The following is an 18,328-nucleotide window of genomic DNA, read 5'->3' as shown; positions in this document are numbered from 1 at the left end:
GATGGTTCGGGGGAGGATTCAGAGAGGATGGTTGGCCGCTTCCGCGGCCTGGATCAGCTCGGGGCCGATGTCGTCGGCGAACTTGCGCCACACCGGCTGCATGGCCTGGCGCCAGCTGGCGCGCTGGGCCGGGGTGAGTTCGTGGATCTGGCTGGCGCCGCTGCCGGCGATCTGCTGGCGGGCCTGCAGGTTGAGCTCGGCGGCCTGGCGGTTGACCTCCGCCGAAACCTCGTCCATCACCGCCTGCAGCGGCTCGCGCAGGTCCGCCGGCAGGCCGTTCCAGAAGGCGGCATTGGTGATCACCATGTAGTCCACCAGCCCGTGGTTGGAGGCGGTGAAGTGCTTCTGCACCTCGAAGACCTTCTGACTGGCGTAGTTCGACCAGGTGTTCTCGGTGCCATTCACCACGCCGCTCTGCAGGCCTTGGTAGACCTCGGCGAAGGACATCTTGCGGGAGATCGCGCGCAGGGCGCGGAACTGTTCGTCGAGCACCGCCGAGGCCTGCACGCGGAACTTCAGGCCGCGGGCATCGGCCGGCTCGAGCAACGCGCGGTTGGCCGACAACTGCTTCATCCCGTTGTGCCAGTAGCCCAGGCCGAGGATGCCCTTGTCCTGCATGCTGGCCAGCAGCGCCCTGCCCTGCAGGCTGCGCTGGAAGCGGTCGACGGCGTCGATGTCGTCGAACAGGAACGGCAGGTCGAAGACCTGGATGGATTTGGCGTAGTGCTCGAACTTGGCCAGCGACGGCGCCAGTATCTGCACGTCGCCCAGCAGCAGCGCCTCCATTTCCTTGCCGTCGCCGAACAGCGAGGAGTTCGGGTAGACCTCCACGCGCACCCGGCCGGGCAGGCGCTCCTCGGCCAGGCGCTTGAACAGCAGCGCGCCCTGGCCCTTGGGGGTGTTCTCCGCCACCACATGGGAGAACTTGATGACCACCGGAGCCTCGGCAGCCTGCGCCAGGCCGGCGCCGAACACTGCCAGGACGCCCAACAGCGCCCGTAAAGTCGAACCTAACATCGCGTCACCCTCGTTTTTCTTGTATTGGCGAGGCAGGCCGCAGGGCGGCCGGGGCTGCCCAGACTGACGCAACGATGGCGTTCGGAGAATTCGCGATTTCCCAAGGCCGCATTCGGAATTCCGGAATGCGGGCACGAAAACGCCGAGGGCCGGGGGATGTAGGAAAACTCGGGAGGAAGGAAGGCGCCGCCCGGGCGGGCGGCGCGGATCAGACGGCCTGGCGCCTCAGTTGGGCAGGCGCGCGCTGTGTTCGAGCATCAGTTGCTCGTCCTCGGCGAGCATGCCGGGGATGCAGTCGCGGAGGAATTCGACCCAGGTGCGGATCTTCGCATCGAGGAACTGCCGCGACGGGTAGAGCGCGTAGATGTTCAGGTGGAACAGGCTGTAGCCGGGCATCACCCGCACCAGGCTGCCGTTGCGCAGCCCCTCCACCGCCGAGTAGACCGGCAGCGCGCCTATGCCCATGCCGGCCACCACCGCCTCGGTCAGGGCGTCGGCGGTGTTGACCTGGAAGTGGGTGTGGTCGATGTGCGCCAGCTCTTCGCCGTCCGGGCCGTGGAACAGCCACTTGTCCAGCGACATCACGCTGTTCACCAGGCGCAGGCAGCGGTGCCCGGCCAGTTCCGCCGGCACCTTGGGCGAGCCATGCCGCGTCACGTAGGCGGGCGCCGCGCAGAGCACGCTGTGGGTCTGCCCCAGGCGCTTGGAGACGAAGCCGGAGTCGGGCAGCTCGGGGGCGATCACCACCGAGATGTCGTAGCCCTCGTCGAGGATGTCGGTGGTGCGGTTGGCCAGGGTCAGGTCGAAGCTGACTTCCGAATACATCTCGCTGTACTGGGAGATCGCCTTGATCAGGTAGTGCTGGCCGATGCCGGTCATGGCATGCACCTTGAGCTTGCCGGCCGGGCGCGAGTGGGCGTCGCTGGCCTCGGCCTCGGCTTCCTCGATGTAGCCGAGGATCTGCTGGCAGCGCAGCAGGTAGCGCTGGCCGGCCTCGGTGAGGGCGATGCGGCGGGTGGTGCGGTGCAGCAGGCGGGTACGCAGGTGGGCTTCGAGCTTGGCCACGGTACGCGAGACGTAGGCCGTGGTGAGGTCCATGCGCTGGGCGGCGGCGGTGAAGCTGCCGGTCTCGGCGACACAGACGAAGGCACGCATGTTGTGCAGCAGGTCCATCATTTCTCCTGAGAGCCTGTCCGCGCGCCGTGCCGGGCGATGCCGGCTACAGCAAAGTCTTGTTACAGATTCGCGACAGGCGGCGAATTGTCGCATAACTGCCCACGGCGAATTGTTGTTTTTCAGGCAACAATAATTCGCCCAACTGTCAGCTTATCCTGCCTCCGGCGGTTTTCTAGAATCGCCTCCCCACCGCGGCCCCTCCGCAGTTCCCAGGATTCACAGCTGTGTTCCGCCATACGCGCCAGGCTCGTTTCGCCCCTGCTCCGTCGCCCTTCCCGCAGCCCTGCGGTTGCACAGTTCCCAACTCGCCGCTGCCCCGATGAACAGCCTCACCCGCATCAGCGCGCGCCTGCCCGGCGCCGACGCGCTGCGCCAGGCGGCGTCCGCCTGGGCCCATAGCGACGGGGTGACCTGGGTGTTCATCGGCAAGACCCTGCTCACCGCCTTCCTCGCCCTGTGGCTGGCCTACCGCCTGGAGCTGCCGCAGCCGAACACCGTGCTGGTCAGTGCCTTCATCGTGCTGCAGCCGCAGAGCGGGCAGGTCCTGGCCAAGAGCTTCTACCGCATCCTCGGCACCCTGGCCGGGCTCACGGTGATGGTCACCTTCATCGCCCTGTTCGCCCAGGAGCGCGTGCTGTTCCTGCTCTGCGTGTCGATCTGGGTCGGCCTGTGCACCGCCGGCGCCGCGCGCTACCGCGACTTCCGCGCCTACGCCTGCCTGCTGGCCGGCTACACCGCGGTGATGATCGGCATCCCCGCCACCCTGCATCCGGAAGGCGCCTTCATGGCGGCGCTGTGGCGGGTGCTGGAGATCACCCTGGGCATCTTCTGCACCGGCCTGGTCAGCGCCCTGGTGCTGCCGCAGACCAGCAGCGCCGCGCTGCGCAATGCCCTGGACACACGTTTCGGCGACTTCGCCGGTCTGGCCGCCGCCGGCCTGGAAGGCACCCTCGATCACGCCCGCTTCGAGCAGGCCGCCGCGCGCATCGCCGCCGAGGCCGTGGGCCTGGAGAACCTGCGCAACGCCACCGCCTTCGAAGACCCGCACATGCGCCTGCGCAGCGGCCGCCTGGCGCGCCTGAACAGCGAGTTCATGCAGCTGACCACGCGCTTCCACGCCCTGCAGCGCCTGCTCGACCGCCTGCGCGAACGCCAGGCCGGCGCCGTGCTGGAAGTGCTGATGCCGTGCCTGGTGGAGGTCGGCGGGCTGCTCGCCGGCTGGCATGGCCGGCCGCTGCGCGACGCCGACGCGGCCTTCCTCGCCGCCCAGCTGGAGCACTGCCGCCAGCAGCTGATGCCACACATCCGCGAGGCCCGCGCCAGGCTCGCCCATGCCTGCCCGCGGGAAGCCGACCAGCTGGACTTCGAGACCGCCGCCGAGCTGCTGTTCCGCTTCGCCGGCGACCTCCACGACTACGCCCAGACCCACGCCTCCCTGGCCGCCCACAGGCACGCCCGCGAGCAGTGGAAGGAGCGCTTCACGCCCAAGGCCAACGCCGTGGCCGCGGCGGTCGCCGGGCTGCGCTGCGCGCTGCTGGTGCTGGTCGGCGGGGTGTTCTGGATCGAGACCTCGTGGCTCAGCGGCGCCACCTTCACCCTCACCTCGGTGCTGATCGCCGCGCTGTCCTCGGCCTCGCCCAACCCCAAGCGCCTGTCGCTGCAGCTGACCTTCGGCACCCTGCTGGGCGCCACGCTGGGCTTCATCCTCACCTTCCGCGTGCTGCCGCACCTGGATGGCTTCCCGCTGCTGTGCATGGTGCTGGCGCCGGTGTTCGCCCTCGGCGCCTTCCTCATCACCCGCCCGCAGTGGAGCGGCTACGGCGTGGGCCTGCTGGTGTGGTTCTGCATCGCCTCGCTGCCGGCCAACCTGGCGCGCTACGACGCCTACACCTTCATCAACGAATACCTGGCCATGCTGCTGTCCATGGGCATGGCGGTGGTGGCGGCGATGGTGATACTGCCACCGAACCGCCCCTGGCTGTGGGAGCGCCTGGAGGCCGAACTGCGCATGCGCGTGGTGCACACCATCAGCGACCCGCTGAAGGGCCTGTCGGCCGGTTTCGAAAGCGGCACCCGCGACCTGCTCAACCAGGCCTACGGCCTGGCCAGCGGCCGCCCCGACGTGCAGCGCCGGCTGCTGCGCTGGATGTTCCAGGTGCAGGAGGTGGGCCTGGCGATCATCGAGCTGCGCCGCGAACAGGCGGTGCTGCCCGACGAGCCCTGGTACGCCGAGCACATGCCCTGGCGCCGCGCCATCCGCGCCATGGGCCGGGCGCTGATCCGCCTGTTCATCCAGCCCAGCGAGCACAACCGCCTGCGCGCCCTGGCGGCGGTGGAGCACGCCATCCACAGCACCCGCAGCACCCAGGAACCGCGCCCGCCGCACTTCGACACCTCGCCGCTGCGGCGCATGTGCAGCTACCTGCACTTCATCCGCACCTCGCTGCTCGACCCCAGCTCGCCGCTGCGGGAGAGCTCGCGGGGTTGAGGAAGCCGCGCGCTCCTACCGGCTTCTCGTAGGCGCGAGCTTGCTCGCGAACAAACGCGGTGCCATGCGGTTCGCGAGCAAGCTCGCTCCTACGAAGAGCACCTCGGCGCAGTCGACAAGACAGTTGCTCCGTGAGGCATGACATTTCCCCGTAGGAGCGGACCTTGTCCGCGATAGCCGGAACCACCGGCGCGATTCGCGGATGAGATCCGCTCCTACGCCGCCCCACCCACGCCATTCCCCTGTAGGAGCGCGCCCTGCGCGCGAAATCGCGGGCAGGGCCCGCTCCTACGGTTCCAGGAAGCACGGTCGTAGGAGCGGACCTTGTCCGCGATAACCGAAACCACCGGCGCGATTCGCGGATGAGATCCGCTCCTACGCCGCCCCACCCACGCCATTCCCCTGTAGGAGCGCGCCCTGCGCGCGAAATCGCGGGCAGGGCCCGCTCCTACACCGGCCCCTATCGCACAACGACCGCGACACGACCGCGCAGCGTCATCATGGCCACCCTCGCCCCGCAAACCCGCGCCGTTGCTGGATTGTTGCCTTTTAGTACGAGGTATTTTTGGCTTCCAGGCATATGAATATGCCCGCCGCGGACCTACCATTTGCTTGCTGTTGAAGCGCGCCGCAACACCCAAGAACCCGATTGCAACATCCCTAAAGACATCTTCCCGATGAAGCTGATGAACTTCGTCCTGGCCGCGTGCGCCCGGATGCGGCTCCCGCTCGGGAAAAAGGCAGGAAAATTCATGAAAGCCCTAGTCGTTCTGGCCCTGGCCGGCTTCTCCTCGCTCGCCCTCGCTGCGCAAGCGGACGAGGCTGCCCAACCTCAGAGTCCGGCAGTGGAGCAATACACCTACGGAATGAACCTGGACGTCGCCCACGTGGTTTCCACCACCGACGTCTCCAACCAGTGCGGGGTCGTGCCCGCGCAGATGACCTACGAAGACTCGAAGGGCGAGCGTCACACCATCGAGTACCAGGTCTGGGGCAACGGCTGCACTGGCGGCTAGGCCCATCCGGAACGCAACCGCGAAGGGTCCACGCCCCCTTCGCGGCGCGTTGCAGGTTCTCTCCCCTCCCCCTTCCCTAACGCTGCAGCACCGACCTCGCCAGGTTGCGGCTGTGCGCCCCGAACGCCCGGATCAACGCCAATAGCTGTTCGTCCAGCTGCGCATCGTGCTGCAGCGGCGCCAGTTCGTTGCCGGCGCTGAAACCGACGCCGGCATCCGCCGGGACCGTCGCCAGCCAATGACCGATCGCCGCATCGAAGGCCGCCGCATGGGCATGGGATTCGGCCGCCACCACCTCCCGCGGGTAATCGGCCGAATACGCCGGATAGCCGTCGTCGCCGGAAGTATCGGCATAGGCGGCAAGCAGCGCCGAACCCTGCGGCTTGCGCAGCGATTCCAGCAGCCAGTCCAGCTGGTAGCGCTCCACGCCCAGGTGGCGGCTGGCCACGCGGCTGATGGCGGTCTTCTTGTCGGCGTCGAAGCCGGCCATGGCCTTGAGCGCGGTCCACAGCATGCTGGCGGTGGTTTCGCCGGGTAATGGCGTGCTGTGGTAGGGCTGCGTCAGGTCCTGGATGTAGTGCATCGACCAGCCGAGGAAGCGGTAGCCCCAGTACGGGTGGCCATGGTTGAAGGCGTAGCGCGCCAGGCCGTGGAACTGGTAGGCGCGCCATTCCGGCCAGCTGCGCTGCAGGTAGGGCGCGCCGGCGAAGATGATCGCCGACTCGTGGTAGAAGCCCATGTGGAACGGCGCCTGGGAGCTGAACTCGTAGCCAGGGTCGCCGAACGGCTGCGGGCCGAAGCCATAGCGCTGGCCAGCCGTGCCAGGGTTGTCGCTGAACAGGTGGATGTCGTGGCCGAAGTCCGGCTCGTCGCTAGCGCTGGCCAGCACCGCCAGGGCCGGCACCGGCTCGCCCGGCTGCAAGGCGATGAAGCGCCAGCGCGCCCAGCCGGCGAGGTCGTGGAACACCAGCACGTCGAACGCCTTCAGGTGCGGCCGCCCGGGCTGGTCGTGCCCCGGCGCGGGCTGGATGGCATTGGCCAGCTTGATCTCCGGGTTCAGCCGCAAGGCCGTGAGAAAGGCCAGGCGCAAATCTTGCTCCGTACCGGTGAAGCGCAGCGCGTCGGGGCGCGCCGGGTACTTGCGGAAGTGCTCGCGGGCGAAGCGCTCCTGCTCGTCGAGCAGTGACACCAGGCCCTCGCGTTCGGCGGCGAGGAAGGTCTCCAGCGGCTCCATGGGCACCGCCGGCGCAGCGGCCACGGCCGGTAGTCGGGCCAGGGCCTGGTAGCTGCCCAGGGCATGGTTGGACCAGGCCCAGAGGCAACGCGGCAGGATCAGCAGGGACAGCAGCAGGCAAATGCGCAACCGGTGGCTCATGGGGCCTCCACTCTTCTCGGACGATGCCCCGCAGCCTAGCAATCCCGGCGCTGCGGGGCACTGTCGCAGAGGGCCAGGGCGATTCACCGATAAGGCCAGGCTGACCATCATCAATGGCGAGCGCGGGGCCAGCCACTACACTTGCCGGGCATGACCTGCCGGCAGAGCGCCGTCGTCGCCGGCCATCGCAAGAAGGCATTTCCCCCATGCTGCAATCCGTTTCACCGAAGAACGACCTGCCGCTGAAGAACGAGGCCGATCCCCAGCGCAGCGGCGTGCTCGCCCCGTTCGGCATCGCGGCCTTCCGCATCATCTGGATCTGCAACCTGTTCGCCAACCTGGGCACCTGGGCGCAGTCGGTGGCCGCCGCCTGGGTGGTCACCGAGGCCCACGCCAGCCCGCTGATGGTGGCGATGATCCAGGTCGCCTCGGCGCTGCCGCTGGTGCTGCTGTCGATCCTCTCCGGGGTGCTGGCGGACAACCACGACAGGCGCAAGATCATGCTCGTCGGCCTCACCATCGAACTGTCCGGCGCCGCCCTGGTGACGCTGCTGGCGTTCCTCGGCTACCTCGACCCGCTGCTGCTGATCGCGTCCATCCTCTGGCTGTCCCTGGGCAGCTCCATCACCATCCCGGCCTGGCAGGCGGCGGTGAACGAGCAGGTGCCGCCGCGCCTGGTGGGCGACGCGGTGCTGCTCAACAGCGTCAACTACAACGTCGCCCGCGCGGTCGGCCCGGCCATCGGCGGCCTGCTGCTGTCGGCCACCGGCGCGCCCTGGGTGTTCCTGTTCAACTGCCTGTGCTACGCCTCGCTGATCTGGGCCATCTGGCAATGGCGCCGCGAGGTGCCCAAGCGCACCCTGCCGCCGGAGCACATCGTCGAAGGGGTGGTGGCGGCGCTGCGCTTCACCCAGTACTCCAGCGTAACCCGCCTGGTGATGCTGCGTTCGGCGGTGTTCGGCCTGTCGGCCAGCGCGGTCTGGGCGCTGCTGCCGCTGCTGGCGCACCGCAACCCCGACGGCAATGCCTCGGTGTACGGCTACATGCTCGGCGCCCTGGGCCTGGGCGCCATCCTCGGCAGCACCCTGGTCGGCCGCCTGCGCAAGGTGATCGGCACCAGCCGGCTGATCAGCCTGGGCGGCGGCACCCTCGGCCTGGTGCTGCTGGTCCTCGGCACGGTGGACAACCTCTGGGTGCTGTTCCCGGCGCTGATCCTTGGCGGCAGCTGCTGGATAGCCGCGGTGGCCAGCTACAACTCGGCGGTGCAGATACTGGTGCCGGACTGGGTCAAGGCGCGCGCCCTGGCGCTGTACCAGACGGCCATCTACGGCGGCCTGGCGCTGGGCTCGTTCCTCTGGGGCCACTTCGCCGGCACCCTGGGCGTGCAGGGCGCGCTGCTGGCCGCCGGCTGCCTGCTGCTGGTGTCGGTGGCGCTGCTGTACAACTCGCGCCTGCCGGAGCTCAACCCCGGCAGCATCGCCCGCGCGCCCAGCACCCTGCCGGGGGAGCCGACCTTCGTCTTCGACACCCAGCGCGGCTCGGTGCTGGTGACCATCGAATACCGCATCCCGGCCGAGCGCACCCGCGACTTCGTCCGCGCGGCCAAGGCGCTGCGCCGCCTGCGCCTGCGCAACGGCGCCGAACGCTGGGCGCTGTACCGCGACATCAGCGACAAGGAGGCCTGGCAGGAGGTGTTCCTGGTGGACAACTGGATCGCCCACCTGCGCATGCTCGACCGCATGACGCTGGAGGACAAGACCATCATCGACACGGTCACCAGCCTGCATGCGGGGGATGCGCCGCCGAAGATGCGGCATGGGGTGAGCTATGAGTCGGGGAGCTACGAGGCGCCGCCGGAGACGTTGGGGTGAGGGTGTTCGCCTTGGGGTGAGGTGCCCGGCGGGAAGTCCGCTCCCTCTCCCTAACCCTCTCCCTGAAGGGAGAGGGGACCGTTCGGAGCGCTTGGATGTTTTGGAGTCAGCCGGCAACACCGAGGGTTTCAGGCTGAAACCATTCCTTCTCTCGGCACGGACAAGCCCCCTCTCCCTTCAGGGAGAGGGCTGGGGAGAGGGCTACGCGGTCGAATCACACACCACAGCGTTCCGGCTGATTAGATCGCCAGAGCCACCAACACCGCACACTCCACCAACTCCACCAAGGCCCCCGCCGTATCCCCGGTCGTGCCATCCAGCCGCGCCATCAGCCGGTTGCGCCACCAGAGGAACACCGCCAGCGCCACCACCAGCGCCACCAGGCCGCTCAGGCCGGTGAGCGGCATCAGCGCGGCGTTGAGCACCAGCATCCAGGGCAGCGCGCGGCGCGGCAGGTGGTCGGCCAGGGCCTGGCCGAGGCCGCCGGGGCGGGCGTAGGGAGTGGTGAGGAACAGCAGCGGCAGGGCCACCCGCGCGAGCCAGGGCGCCAGCAGCAGGGCCCAGAAGTGGTGGGCGTCGAGCAGCGCCGCGATGGCGCAGAACTTCACCAGCAACAGCACTACCAGCACCACCACCGCCACCGGGCCGCTGCGCGGGTCCTTCATGATCGCCAGGGTGCGCTCGCGGTCGCCCAGGCCGCCCACCCAGGCGTCGGCGGTGTCGGCCAGGCCGTCCAGGTGCAGGGCGCCGCTGAAGGCCACCCATACGGCCAGCAGCAGCGCGGCGTGCAGCAGCAGGTAGGTCTCGCCGAAGAAGTAGCCCAGCGCATAGAGCCCGCCCCCCATCAGCGCCCCCACCAGCGGGTAGAACAGCGTGGCGCGGCCGAACTGCTCGGGCGTGGGCACCTCGCCCAGGCGGATCGGGATGCGGCTGAGGAACTGCAGGGCGATCAACGGCAGGAACAGGTTGCTCATCGGGGCGCGCTCACGGCGGACTCGACCGGTTGGATGTTCCAGCCGCCGGCCTGCGGCTCGATGCGCAGCGCCAGCCGTTCGCCGTGGGCGACGCTCACCTGCAGCAAGTGCTCGCGCGGCAGGCCCTGGGCGCGCGCGCCGAGCAGGCGCATCACCCCGCCATGGGTCACCAGCAGCAGGTGCTTTCCGGCATGCGTCGCGTACAGCCGCTGCAGGGCGGCGAACACCCGCGCCTCGAAGGCCGCGAGCGGTTCGCCGCCCGGCGGGGTGAAGGCGTAGGGGTCGTTCCAGAAGCGGGCTAGCGCATCGCTATCAGTCTCCATCAGCTTAGCTGCGGAAAGCCCTTCCCACTCGCCGAAATCCATCTCGCGCAGGTCCGGTTCCAGGTGCAATGGCAGGCCGCTTGCGGCCGACAGGCGCTCGGCGAAGGCGGCGCAACGGCGCAGCGGCGAGCTGACCAGGGCCTCCCAGGGCTGCTCCAGGCCCAGGCCGGCCTGCATCTGCGCCCAGCCGGCGGCGGTCAGGGCGTCGTCCAGGCGGCCGCGGAAGCCGCCGCCCAGTTCGGTTTCGCCGTGGCGCAGCAGGTCCAGGCGCAGGCTCATGCCGGGCGGTCCGACACCGCCGCCTCGGCGAAGGTGGCCATCCCGGCGTGCAGCCGGCAGGCCTGGCGCAGCAGCGGCACGGCCAGGGCGGCGCCGCTGCCCTCGCCCAGGCGCAGGCCCAGGTCCAGCAGCGGCTGCGCCTCCAGGGCCTGGAGCACGCGCTGGTGGCCGGGCTCGGCGCCGCTGTGGGCGAACAGCAGCCAGTCGCGGCACTGCGGGTTGAAGCGCACCGCGCAGAGCGCCGCGACGCTGCAGATGAAGCCGTCCACCAGGGCGACGATGCCCTTCTGCGCGCAGGCCAGGTAGGCGCCGGCCAGGGCCGCCACCTCGAAGCCGCCGAGGCGGCACAGGGCCTCGAAGGGGTCGGCACAGTGCCCGCCATGCAGGGCCAGGGCGCGTTCGATGACCTCGGCCTTGTGCGCCACGCCTCGCGCGTCCAGGCCAGTGCCCGGGCCAACCAGAGGCGCCGCGCGCTCGCCCAGCAGGCCGCAGGCCAGCGCCGCGGCGCAGGTGGTGTTGCCGATGCCCATCTCGCCGCCGATGAACAGCTCGCTGCCGGCCTGTTGCGCGCGGCGCACGGATTCGCGCCCGGCCTCCAGGGCGATCAGGCACTGCGCGGCGGTCATCGCCGGCTCGCGGGCGAAGTTCAGGGTGCCGGCGCCGACCATCAGGTGCAGCACGCCGGGCAGCGGTTCCAGGGGCACGGCGGTGCCCAGGTCGATCACTTCCAGGCGAGCGCCCAGGTCGCGGGCCAGCACGCTGATGGCCGCGCCGCCGCGCACGAAGTTGCGCAGCATCTCGCCGGTCACCGCCTGCGGGTAGGCCGAGACGCCCTCCTCCACCACGCCGTGGTCGCCGGCGAACAGGGCGATCCACAGGTGCTCCAGGCTCGGCCGCTCGCGGCCCTGCAGGCTGGCCAGGTGCACGGCCACGTCCTCCAGGCGGCCCAGGGCGCCGCGCGGCTTGGTCAACTGGTCCTGGCGCGCGGCGGCCTTGTCGCGCGCCACGCGGTCCGTGGGTTGGCACGCTTCGCGCCACCATTGCAGGCTCATACGGGATCTCCCTTGAGGGTCATGGGCAGGCCGGCGACGGTGAACACCACCCGCTCGCTGGCCTCGGCCAGGGCCTGGTGCAGCCAGCCGGCCTCGTCGACGTAGCGCCGCGTCAGCTCGCCCAGGGGCACCACGCCCAGCCCGGTTTCGTTGCTGACCAGGAGGATGCGGCCCGGCAGGGCCGGCAGCGTGGCCAGCAGTTTGTTCACTTCATGTTGCAGGTGCGCGCCGTCGTCGGCGAGCAGCAGGTTGGTCAGCCACAGGGTCAGGCAGTCCACCAGCAGGCAGCGGTCCGGCGCGGCGTGCTCGGCGAGGGCCCGCGCCAGGTGCAGCGGTTCCTCCACCAGGCCCCATTCGGCGGGGCGCCGGTCGCGGTGTTGGCGGATGCGCTCGCCCATCTCGCCGTCGCCGATCTGCGCGGTGGCGAAATAGGTGACCGGCAGGCCGCTGTCCCGGGCCAGGCGCTCGGCCAGGCGGCTCTTGCCGGAACGGGCGCCGCCGAGGATGAGTTCAAGCATGGGTTTTCTCCGGGGAAGTCATGTCCTGTAGGAGCGAGCTTGCTCGCGAACGGATTCGCAGCGGGGCGGGTTCGCGAGCAAGCTCGCTCCTACGAAGAGCCGCAACTGCGGCCCTTGGCTCAAAGGCCACACAGGGATTTCAGCTTCTGGGTGTCCAGATACGCCTCCACCTGGTCCGCCAGGCGCTCGATGTCGCGCTCGCGCAGGGCGTGGTAGTCCAGCTGTTGCACTTCGCCCAGGCCGGCCCAGCGCAGCAGCGCGGCGCAGGCGGCGGGGGATTCGAACAGGCCGTGCAGATAGGTGCCCATGACCTGGCCGTCGGCACTCAGCGCGCCGTCGCAGCGGCCGTCGTCCAGGCGCACCGCCGGGCTCTCCAATGCGGGCCCGCTGGTGACGCCGGCGTGGATTTCGTAGCCGCCGACCTCGGCGTCTTCCAGGGCCAGCCGGCCGCGTACGTTACGTAGTTGCTTCTCCGGTTCCAGCACCGTGTCCAACTCCAGCCAGCCGAGGCCGGCGCTGTCGCCGGCGGCGCCTTCCAGGCCGTGGGGGTCGGACAGCGTGCGGCCGAGCATCTGCAAGCCGCCGCAGATGCCCAGCAGCTTGCCGCCATAGCGCAGGTGGCGCTCGATGGCGGCGTCCCAGCCCTGGGCGCGGAGGAAGGCCAGGTCCGCGCGCACGCTCTTGGAGCCGGGCAGGATGACCAGGTCCGCCGCCGGCAGCGGCTGGCCGGGGCCGACGAAGGTCAGTTGCACCTGTGGGTGCAGGCGCAGCGGGTCGAAGTCGGTGTGGTTGCTGATGCGCGGCAGCACCGGCACCGCCACCTTGAGGCTTTCCCCGGCCTTGGCGGCCTGGCGGGTGTCGATGGCGTCCTCGGCTTCCAGGTGGAAGTCCATCAGGTAGGGCAGCACGCCCAGCACCGGGATGCCGGTGCGCTCCTCCAGCCAATCCAGGCCCGGTTGCAGCAGAGCGATGTCGCCGCGGAAGCGGTTGATGACGAAGCCCTTCACCCGCGCCCGCTCGCTTTCCGAAAGCAGCTCCAGGGTGCCGACCAGATGGGCGAAGACGCCGCCGCGGTCGATGTCGGCGATGAGGATCACCGGGCAGTCCACCGCCTCGGCGAAGCCCATGTTGGCGATGTCGTTGGCGCGCAGGTTGATCTCCGCCGGGGAGCCGGCGCCTTCCACCATCACCACCTGGTAGGCGTCGAGCAGACGCTGGTGGGATTCCAGCACAGCCTGTTTGGCGACCCTCTTGTAGTCGTGGTAGGCGGCGGCGTTCATGCTGGTCACCGCGCGGCCGTGGATGATCACCTGGGCGCCCACGTCGCTGTTGGGCTTGAGCAGCACCGGGTTCATGTCGGTGTGCGGCGCCAGGTGGCAGGCCTGCGCCTGCACCGCCTGGGCGCGGCCGATCTCGCCGCCGTCGGCCGTCACCGCGCTGTTCAGCGCCATGTTCTGCGGCTTGAACGGCGCCACCGCCACGCCCTGGCGGCGCAGCCAGCGGCACAGCGCGGTCACCAGGGTGCTCTTGCCGGCGTCGGAGGTGGTGCCCTGCACCATTAAAGTAGTGCCTTGCACCATCAGGGTGGTCATGTCGGGCTCCATTCGCCGAGGGCCTGGCCCAGGCGCTGCCAACCGGCTTCGTCGGCGGGCAGGCCGAAGCGCAGGCTCGGCGGGCTGTCGAAAAGGCGTACGAGGATGCCGCGGCGAGCCAGGTGCTCGTGCAGTTCGCCGGCCCGAGGGTAGGCAAGCCACTGGAACAGCGCGGTGCCCTGGGTCAGCAACCGGTGCGTTTTCAGAAGCGCGGCCAGGCGTGCGCCGGCCTGCTCCAGCGCTGCGCGGCGTTCACCTTGCCGCGCATGGTCGGCCAGGGCGTGCTGCGCCACCCAGCGCGTCGGCCCGCTCACCGCCCAGGGCCCGAGCAGCTCGGCCAGGCCCCGCAGCAACGCCGGCTCGGCGAAGGCGAAGCCCAGGCGCGCGCCGGCCAGGCCGAAGAACTTGCCCAGCGAACGCAGCACCACCAGGCCCGGCTGGCCGCCGGCCAGGGGCAGCAGGCTGTGGCCGGGGGTGCAGTCCATGAAAGCCTCGTCCACCACCAGCCAGCCGCCGCGGGCCCGCAGGCGCTCGTGCCAGGCCAGCAGGCGTTCGCAGTCGAAGCGTCGGCCGGTGGGGTTGTTGGGGTTGACCAGCAGCAGCACGTCGAGCTGGTCGATCAGGCCGTCCACCTCATCGTCGGCCAGCTCCAGCAGCTCATGGCCATGCTGTTTCCAGGCCGTCGCGTGTTCGGCGTAGCAAGGCGCGAGCACGCCGACCCGGCCCGGTGCGCGCAGACGCGGCAGAGCCTGGATCGCCGCCTGGCTGCCGGGCAGCGGCAGCAATGAGTCACAGCCGTAGTAATCGCGCGCGGCCTGCTCCAGGCCGTCGTCCTCTTCCGGCAGGCGCTGCCAGGCGCTGGCGGGGATGTCCGCCAGCGGCCAGGGCCAGGGCGCGATGCCGGTGGACAGGTCGAGCCAGTCCTCCAGCGCGATGCCGTAGCGCTGCGCGGCTGCGCGCAGCTTCCCGCCGTGCTCAAGCATGCAGCAGCGCCCCCAGGCCGAGGATCGCCAGCAGCCACAGCAGCACGCCCTGACGCACCAGGGCCAGGGCCCGCCAGATGTCGCGGGCGCCCGGCGCCGGGCCTTCGCCCAGATGCGGGCGTTCATGCAGTTCGCCGTGGTAGACGGCATTGCCGCCCAGGGCCACGCCCAACGCACCGGCGCCGGCGGCCATCACCGGGCCGGCGTTGGGGCTGTCCCATTGCGGCGCCTGGCGGCGCCAGCTGCGCAGGGCCAGGCGGGTGTTGCCGAGCAGCGCATAGGTCAGCGCGACCAGGCGCGCGGGGATGTAGTTGAGGGCGTCGTCGATCTTCGCCGCGGCCCAGCCGAAGCGTTCGAAGCGTGGGTTGCGGTAGCCCCACATGGCGTCCAGGGTGTTGCTCAGGCGATAGAGCACCACGCCCGGCGCGCCGGCCACGGCGAACCAGAAGAGCGCGGCGAACACCGCGTCGCTGCCGTTCTCCAGCACCGATTCGGTGGCGGCCTTGGCCACCGCGCTGTCGTCCAGTTCAGCGGTCTCGCGGCTGACCATATATCCCACGCGCTTGCGCGCCTCGGGCAGGTCGCCGTCGCGCAGGGCCAGGGCCACGGGTTCGGCGTGCTCGCCCAGGCTGCGTAGGCCGATGGCGGCGTAGAGGGCGATGGCGGAGACCAGCCAGCCGAGGTGCGGGACCAGGGTCAGCAGCCAGGTGAGGAAGGTCAGTGGCAGTACGGCCAGGGCCCAGGCGGTGACGCCGTGGCTGCGCCAGCCTAGGCCGGGGGTGTGGTTATCGGAGGTTGGGGAGTTTGGGAGAGCACCCTCTCCCCAACCCTCTCCCTGAAGGGAGAGGGGGCTGTCCGTGCCAGACGTCGACAATGGCACTCGGGCGCGATTGAAGCGGCGTTCCAGGCGGTCGGCCAGGCGGCCGAAGGCCACCAGCGGGTGCCAGCGCTTCGGCTCGCCCAGCAGGCCGTCCAGGGCCACGCCGGCGACGCTCAGCAGGGCCAGGCTCATGGGCGTTCTCCCCAGTGATTTTCATAAAGCAGTTCGTTCAGCGGGCGCGGCTGGCGCCAGCCTTCCAGGGCCAGCATGGGCGCCGGGTAGAACTCCGCCACCGGGCCCAGGCAGAGCACCGCCACCGCCTCGCTGCCCGCCGGCAGGCCGAGCAGTTCGCCCAGGGCGGCGGGTTCGAACAGCGACACCCAGCCCATCCCCAGGCCTTCGGCGCGGGCCGCCAGCCAGAGGTTCTGGATGGCGCAGGCCAGCGAGGCCAGGTCCATCTGCGGCAGGGTGCGGCGGCCGAAGACGTGGGCCTCGCGGCCGTCCGCCAGGGCCGCCACCAGCAGCTCGGCGCAGTCGCGGATGCCCTCGACCTTCAGCCGCATGAATTCCTCGGAGCGCTCGCCCAGGGCCTCGGCGGTCTTCACCCGCTCCGCCTCCACCAGGCCGTGGATGGCCTCGCGCAGTTCCGGGCGGGTGATGCGGATGAAGCGCCAGGGCTGCATCAGGCCGACGCTGGGGGCCTGGTGCGCCGCTTCCAGCAGGCGCGCCAGCAGCGCCGGGGCCACCTCGCCGCCGCTGAAGTGGCGCATGTCGCGGCGCTCGGCGATGGCGCGGTAGATGGCCGCGCGTTCCTCGGGGCTGTAGGCGTGCTGGTTCATGGGCGGAAGATCGCGGCGGCGGCCGCCGGGTTCGACGGCAGGTAGAAATGGATATAGGACGCGGTCAGTCGGCCCAGGCGGAACACCGCCTCGGCCACCGGCTTGGCGTTCGGGCAGGTGCCGCGCAGGGCCGGTTCCAGTTGGCTGTCCAGCAGCGAATGGTGGAAGGTGTGGCCGCGCAGCGGGCCTTCCGGCAGTTCCACTTCCTGCAAGGCCAGGGCGGCGAGGCGCTTCTGCAAAGTGGCGCGGCCGGGCAGCAGGCCCAGCAGCCGACCGCTGCGGCCCTCGGCGTCAGTCAGGCCGTCGAGCAGGTAGAGCATGCCGCCGCATTCGGCCAGCAGCGGCTTGCCGGCGGCGTGGTGGGCGCGGATGGCCTCGGCCATGGCGCGGTTGTTCTCCAGCTGCGCCAGGTGCAGTTCCGGATAGCCACCGGGCAGGTAGAGGCTATCCACCTCCGGCAGGCGTTCGTCGGTGAGCGGCGAGAAGAACTTCAGCTCGGCGCCCAGTTCGCGCAGCAGGTCGAGGTTGGCCTGGTAGAGGAAGGCGAAGGCGGCGTCCCGCGCCACGCCGATGCGCACGCCGGCAAGGGCTGGCGGCACGGCGTGCTCGGCCGGCGCCGCGAAGCTCACCGGCGGCGGCAGGTCCACCGCGCTGCTGGCGGCCAGGGCGTCGGCGGCGGCGTCCAGGCGCGCGTCCAGGTCGGCCAGTTCCTCGGCCTGCACCAGGCCCAGGTGGCGGCTGGGCAGTTCCAGGTCGGCGCTGCGCGGCAACGCACCGTACCAGCGGATCCACTCCGGTAGGCTGTCGCGCAGCAGGTCGCTGTGGCGCTGGCTGCCGACGCGGTTGCCGAGCACGCCGGAGAACGGCAGGCCCGGCTGATAGGTGGCCAAGCCCACGGCCAGGGCGCCGAAGGTCTGCGCCATGGCCTGGCCGTTGATCACCCCGAGCACCGGCATATTGAAGGTGCGCGCCAGGTCGGCCGCCGAGGGCGTGCCGTCGAACAGGCCCATCACCCCTTCGATGAGGATCAGGTCGGCCTCCCCCGCCGCTTCCCAGAGCAGCCGGCGGCTCTGCGCCTCGCCGACCATCCACAGGTCGAGCTGGTGCACGGGCGCGCCGCTGGCGCGGGCGAGGATCATCGGGTCGAGGAAGTCCGGGCCGACCTTGAACACCCGCACCCGCCGCCCCTGGCGCGCGTGCAGGCGGGCCAGGGCGGCGGTGACGGTAGTCTTGCCCTGCCCCGAGGCGGGAGCGGCGATCAGCAGCGCCGGGCACTGGCGCGCCTGGGTCATCAGAACTCCACCCCTTTCTGCGCCTTGATGCCGGCCTTGAAGGCGTGCTTGACCAGGCCCATCTCGGTGACGGTGTCGGCGGCGTCGATCATGCCCGGCTGAGCGGCGCGGCCGGTGACCACCACGTGTTGATGCGCCGGGCGTGCGGCGATGTCCGCAAGCACGGTATCCAGTTCCAGGTAGCCGTGCTTGAGGGCGATGTTCAGCTCGTCCAGCAGCACCAGGCCGACGGCCGGGTCGGCCAGCAGCTCGCGGGCCACGTCCCAGGCCTGCCGGGCTTTCTCGATGTCGCGCTGGCGGTCCTGGGTCTCCCAGGTGAAGCCCTCGCCCATCACGTGGTAGCGCACCTGCTCGGGGAAGCGCCGGAAGAAGGCTTCCTCGCCGGTGCTCGCGGCGCCCTTGATGAACTGCACCACGCCGGCCTGCATGCCGTGGCCGAGGGCGCGGGCGAGCATGCCGAAGGCCGAGCTGCTCTTGCCCTTGCCGTTGCCGGTGAGCACCAGCAGCACGCCGCGCTCGTCCCGGGCCTGGGCGATCTTCTCGTCGATCACGTCCTTCTTGCGCTGCATGCGCGCGCGGTGGCGCTCGTCCTTTTCCGGGGATTCGCTCATCGTTGTGTCTCCTGGCCGAAGGCGGCCGTGCTCGCGATGCCAAGGCACCGGGGCTGAAGGGGCGTGCGGGAGTGACGAAGGAAAGCAGCCGCGCGGCGCGGG

General features: G+C 70.3%; 16 protein-coding genes. 3 read left to right on the top strand and 13 right to left on the bottom strand.

Annotation, left to right across the window (positions count from 1 at the left end; translation table 11 throughout):
* Nucleotides 1-18 precede the first annotated feature (18 nt).
* Nucleotides 19-1,017, bottom strand: coding sequence for a TRAP transporter substrate-binding protein (locus ACTWJ5_RS07725; protein ID WP_256514634.1), 999 nt, complete (start codon nt 1,015-1,017; stop codon nt 19-21).
* Between the two features lie 225 nt (nt 1,018-1,242).
* The gene (locus tag ACTWJ5_RS07720; protein WP_058488791.1) at nt 1,243-2,190 is read right to left on the bottom strand and encodes a LysR family transcriptional regulator; all 948 of its coding nucleotides are present in this window, start codon (nt 2,188-2,190) and stop codon (nt 1,243-1,245) included.
* A gap of 322 nt (nt 2,191-2,512) precedes the next feature.
* Here ACTWJ5_RS07720 and ACTWJ5_RS07715 point away from each other — a divergent pair, with 322 nt between their 5' ends.
* Both ACTWJ5_RS07715 and ACTWJ5_RS07710 read left to right on the top strand, forming a co-directional pair.
* Nucleotides 2,513-4,681, top strand: a complete 2,169-nt coding sequence (locus ACTWJ5_RS07715) for an FUSC family protein (protein WP_444438052.1) — start codon at nt 2,513-2,515, stop codon at nt 4,679-4,681.
* Nucleotides 4,682-5,433: 752 nt separating this feature from the next.
* On the top strand, nt 5,434-5,697 hold the full coding sequence (locus ACTWJ5_RS07710; protein WP_009618416.1) for a DUF2790 domain-containing protein: 264 nt from the start codon (nt 5,434-5,436) through the stop codon (nt 5,695-5,697).
* A gap of 76 nt (nt 5,698-5,773) precedes the next feature.
* Here the strand turns inward: ACTWJ5_RS07710 and ACTWJ5_RS07705 are convergent, their stop codons facing one another.
* Nucleotides 5,774-7,072, bottom strand: coding sequence for a phospholipase (locus ACTWJ5_RS07705; RefSeq protein WP_444438050.1), 1,299 nt, complete (start codon nt 7,070-7,072; stop codon nt 5,774-5,776).
* Between the two features lie 206 nt (nt 7,073-7,278).
* On the opposite strand from ACTWJ5_RS07705, the gene ACTWJ5_RS07700 reads away from it, so the two are divergent.
* Nucleotides 7,279-8,943: an MFS transporter gene (locus tag ACTWJ5_RS07700; protein ID WP_444438048.1), complete on the top strand. Its 1,665-nt coding sequence runs from the start codon at nt 7,279-7,281 to the stop codon at nt 8,941-8,943.
* Between the two features lie 239 nt (nt 8,944-9,182).
* Here ACTWJ5_RS07700 and ACTWJ5_RS07695 read toward each other — a convergent pair whose 3' ends face one another.
* The 10 genes from ACTWJ5_RS07695 to cobO form a co-directional block, all read right to left on the bottom strand.
* Nucleotides 9,183-9,917: an adenosylcobinamide-GDP ribazoletransferase gene (locus ACTWJ5_RS07695; protein ID WP_253412513.1), complete on the bottom strand. Its 735-nt coding sequence runs from the start codon at nt 9,915-9,917 to the stop codon at nt 9,183-9,185.
* Nucleotides 9,914-10,519 carry an alpha-ribazole phosphatase family protein gene (gene cobC / locus ACTWJ5_RS07690; RefSeq protein ID WP_116422394.1) on the bottom strand — a complete coding sequence of 202 codons (606 nt, stop codon included), beginning with the start codon at nt 10,517-10,519 and terminating at the stop codon, nt 9,914-9,916. The genes ACTWJ5_RS07695 and cobC overlap by 4 nt, the downstream gene beginning before the upstream one ends.
* Nucleotides 10,516-11,571, bottom strand: a complete 1,056-nt coding sequence (gene cobT / locus ACTWJ5_RS07685; RefSeq protein ID WP_444438046.1) for a nicotinate-nucleotide--dimethylbenzimidazole phosphoribosyltransferase — start codon at nt 11,569-11,571, stop codon at nt 10,516-10,518. The genes cobC and cobT overlap by 4 nt, the downstream gene beginning before the upstream one ends.
* On the bottom strand, nt 11,568-12,089 hold the full coding sequence (cobU, locus tag ACTWJ5_RS07680) for a bifunctional adenosylcobinamide kinase/adenosylcobinamide-phosphate guanylyltransferase (RefSeq protein ID WP_444438044.1): 522 nt from the start codon (nt 12,087-12,089) through the stop codon (nt 11,568-11,570). The genes cobT and cobU overlap by 4 nt, the downstream gene beginning before the upstream one ends.
* A gap of 119 nt (nt 12,090-12,208) precedes the next feature.
* Nucleotides 12,209-13,669 carry a cobyric acid synthase gene (locus tag ACTWJ5_RS07675; RefSeq protein WP_043314252.1) on the bottom strand — a complete coding sequence of 487 codons (1,461 nt, stop codon included), beginning with the start codon at nt 13,667-13,669 and terminating at the stop codon, nt 12,209-12,211.
* Nucleotides 13,670-13,677: 8 nt separating this feature from the next.
* Nucleotides 13,678-14,664 (bottom strand): threonine-phosphate decarboxylase CobD, encoded by a 987-nt coding sequence (gene cobD / locus ACTWJ5_RS07670; RefSeq protein WP_444438042.1) that lies wholly within the window; start codon nt 14,662-14,664, stop codon nt 13,678-13,680.
* Nucleotides 14,657-15,676: an adenosylcobinamide-phosphate synthase CbiB gene (gene cbiB, locus ACTWJ5_RS07665; RefSeq protein ID WP_444438040.1), complete on the bottom strand. Its 1,020-nt coding sequence runs from the start codon at nt 15,674-15,676 to the stop codon at nt 14,657-14,659. Before cbiB ends, cobD begins: the two co-directional genes overlap by 8 nt.
* Entirely contained in the window at nt 15,673-16,323 is a 651-nt protein-coding gene (gene bluB, locus ACTWJ5_RS07660) for a 5,6-dimethylbenzimidazole synthase (protein WP_253391391.1), read from the bottom strand. The genes cbiB and bluB overlap by 4 nt, the downstream gene beginning before the upstream one ends.
* Entirely contained in the window at nt 16,320-17,615 is a 1,296-nt protein-coding gene (locus ACTWJ5_RS07655) for a cobyrinate a,c-diamide synthase (RefSeq protein ID WP_444438038.1), read from the bottom strand. The genes bluB and ACTWJ5_RS07655 overlap by 4 nt, the downstream gene beginning before the upstream one ends.
* Nucleotides 17,615-18,226 (bottom strand): cob(I)yrinic acid a,c-diamide adenosyltransferase, encoded by a 612-nt coding sequence (cobO, locus tag ACTWJ5_RS07650; RefSeq protein ID WP_301499763.1) that lies wholly within the window; start codon nt 18,224-18,226, stop codon nt 17,615-17,617. Before cobO ends, ACTWJ5_RS07655 begins: the two co-directional genes overlap by 1 nt.
* Nucleotides 18,227-18,328 lie beyond the last annotated feature (102 nt).

It is taken from the genome of Pseudomonas sp. A6, from assembly GCF_052367875.1.
GTDB classification, from domain to species: Bacteria; Pseudomonadota; Gammaproteobacteria; order Pseudomonadales; family Pseudomonadaceae; genus Pseudomonas; species Pseudomonas citronellolis.
Note: the sequence above shows the minus strand (reverse complement) of the source record. Positions and strands in the feature narration are given on the sequence as shown.